This is a genomic window from Candidatus Cryosericum odellii, from assembly GCF_003570935.1.
Classification (GTDB): Bacteria; Caldisericota; Caldisericia; order Cryosericales; family Cryosericaceae; genus Cryosericum; species Cryosericum odellii.
This window is the reverse complement of the sequence record NZ_QXIU01000077.1, coordinates 2,625-4,895: the sequence shown is the minus strand read 5'-3', so window position 1 is coordinate 4,895 and position 2,271 is coordinate 2,625. Positions and strand designations below refer to the sequence as shown.

Here is a 2,271-nt window from a genome sequence, read left to right as displayed (position 1 = left end):
GCCAAGAACAAGTACACGCCCTTTGAGGGACGGGAGCTGCGAGGTGTGGTCCGCCAGACGTTTGTGCGTGGCAATCAGGTCTACGACGGTTCGGGGTGGTTCCCTGCAGGAGCCGGCTACGGACAATTCATCAAGGCTGTCTAACCACTTGGAGGTGGCGCAATGCTGGTAACGTTGAAAGAAGTCACACAGGACGCACTCAAGAACCATTACGCGGTCGGTGCGTTCAACATCCACAACCTGGAATATGCCAAGGCTGTTGTCGAAACCTCGTATGAGATGAAGGCACCCGTCATCCTCCAGATCTCGCAGGGTAGTTCTGATTTTGCGGGACTCGAAGAACTGTACATGATCGCCCGTCACTACGCCGACAAGTATGCCATCCCCGTCGTCGTGCACCTCGATCACGGTAAGAGCTTCCTGCGCTGTATCGAAGGACTGCGCGCCGGATTCAGCTCCGTCATGTTTGATGGTTCCTCACTGCCGTACGCCGAGAACGTCGCCATCACGTGTCAGGTCGTCGAGGCTGCCCACCAGGTAGGTGTGGCCGTCGAAGCGGAGATCGGCAAGGTCGGTAAGTCTGAGGATGGCGCAAGCACCGAGGCCGACGATATGCACTACACCGCGGTCGACGAGGCGGTTCGCTTTGTTGGTGATACGCACGTCGACGCTCTGGCAGTATCCATTGGAACAGTCCACGCCATGGCCGTCCAGGCAGCCCATCTCGACATCGCGCTCTGCCGCAAGCTGCACGAAGCCATGCCGACCATGCCGCTTGTCATGCACGGTGCCTCCGGTGCAGTGGATGAGGATGTCAAGCAGGTCATCCAGCTGGGCATCACCAAGATCAATATTGCGACCTTCCTGCAAAAGAAGGCCGCTCTCGCCGTCAAGGCGATGTTCGAGCAGACCCCAGACGCTATTGGGTTCCGGGACCTCGCAAAGCCACAGGTGCAGGCCATCAAGGACGGCGTGCGTGGCAAGATCGAATTGTTCGGCACTGCCAACCGCGCCTGAGAACGCTACAGGCTTCCAGGACATGCAAAGGCCCCAGTCTGACGACTGGGGCCTTTTCCTGATATTGCTGTGTCTCGACTAGGAAGCAGGCTGTGTGCTCACAGGCGAACCAGACTGTGAAGCGGGCGCCTGAATGTGGACANNGAGAGCCTCTTCGAGTTCCGGCCCCTGCAACGTTTCTTTGTCCAGCAGCACGGTCACCAGATTTTCCAACACGACACGGTTCATCTCCAGGACTTCCGTCGCGCGCTGATACTGCTCTTCGACCAAGCGTCTAGCTTCAGCGTCGATGGTCTGGGCAGTCTCTTCACTGTAGTTGCGCTCCTCACTGAGTTCCTTCCCGAGGAACACTAAGTCACTGGTCTTGCCATAGGTAAGGGGACCGAGCTTCTCACTCATGCCATACGCGCGGATCATGCGGTGGACCACATCCGTGGCTCGCTCGAGATCGTTCGAAGGTCCAGTCGAAATACTTCCCAGAAAGAGTTTCTCGGAAGCGCTTCCGCCGAGCAGGCCGGCAACGTCCCTGAGGAGCTCCTCGCTCGTGCGCATGTACCGGTCTTCTGTGGGAAGTTGCAACGTGAACCCGAGGGCCATACCGCGTGACACGATGCTGATGCGGTGGACCTCTTCACGTGCGGCCAGAGCCTTGCCGACGACAGCATGCCCGGATTCATGGTAGGCGATGCGCCGGCGCTCGTCTTCGCTGATCACTCTCGACTTCTTCTGTGGTCCCGCGATGACTTTGTCGATGGCTTCCTCGACCTCGTCCATCGTGATATCTGTCCTGCCTCTGCGGACGGCAAGCAGTGCGCTCTCGTTCAGCAGGTTCTCCAGGTCGGCTCCTGTGAAGCCGGCCGTCTCCTTGGCGATCGTACCAAACTTGACGTCAGCCGCAAACGGCTTGTCCGAAGCGTGCACCTTGAGGATCTCCTCGCGCCCCTTGGCATCCGGCAGATCGACGACAACGCGCCGATCGAAGCGGCCCGGACGCAACAGAGCCGGATCCAGAACATCAGGCCGGTTCGTTGCCGCAAGAATGATGATACCCTTGTTCGCGTCAAAACCGTCCATCTCGACGAGCAGCTGGTTCAGGGTCTGCTCACGCTCGTCGTTGCCGCCGCCGATGCCCGCACCGCGATGGCGCCCCACAGCGTCGATTTCGTCGATGAACACAATGCATGGAGCATACTGCTTCGCCTGTGCAAACAAGTCCCTGACACGGCTTGCGCCCACGCCGACAAACATCTCGAC

General features: G+C 59.1%; 2 protein-coding genes. One reads left to right on the top strand and one right to left on the bottom strand.

What is annotated here, in order from left to right; translation table 11 throughout:
• The first annotated feature begins 162 nt into the window (after nucleotides 1-162).
• Nucleotides 163-1,017, top strand: a complete 855-nt coding sequence (locus SMC5_RS03095) for a class II fructose-bisphosphate aldolase (protein WP_243624959.1) — start codon at nucleotides 163-165, stop codon at nucleotides 1,015-1,017.
• Between the two features lie 78 nt (nucleotides 1,018-1,095).
• On the opposite strand, the gene SMC5_RS03090 is transcribed toward SMC5_RS03095, so the two are convergent.
• The gene (locus tag SMC5_RS03090; RefSeq protein WP_455423446.1) at nucleotides 1,096-2,265 is read right to left on the bottom strand and encodes an ATP-dependent metallopeptidase FtsH/Yme1/Tma family protein; all 1,170 of its coding nucleotides are present in this window, start codon (nucleotides 2,263-2,265) and stop codon (nucleotides 1,096-1,098) included.
• Nucleotides 2,266-2,271: the final 6 nt, after the last annotated feature.

Excerpts from the sequence above, each read along its gene's own strand:
- SMC5_RS03095 (WP_243624959.1), top strand. The coding sequence starts at position 163 with ATGCTGGTAACGTTGAAAGAAGTCACACAGGACGCACTCAAGAACCAT.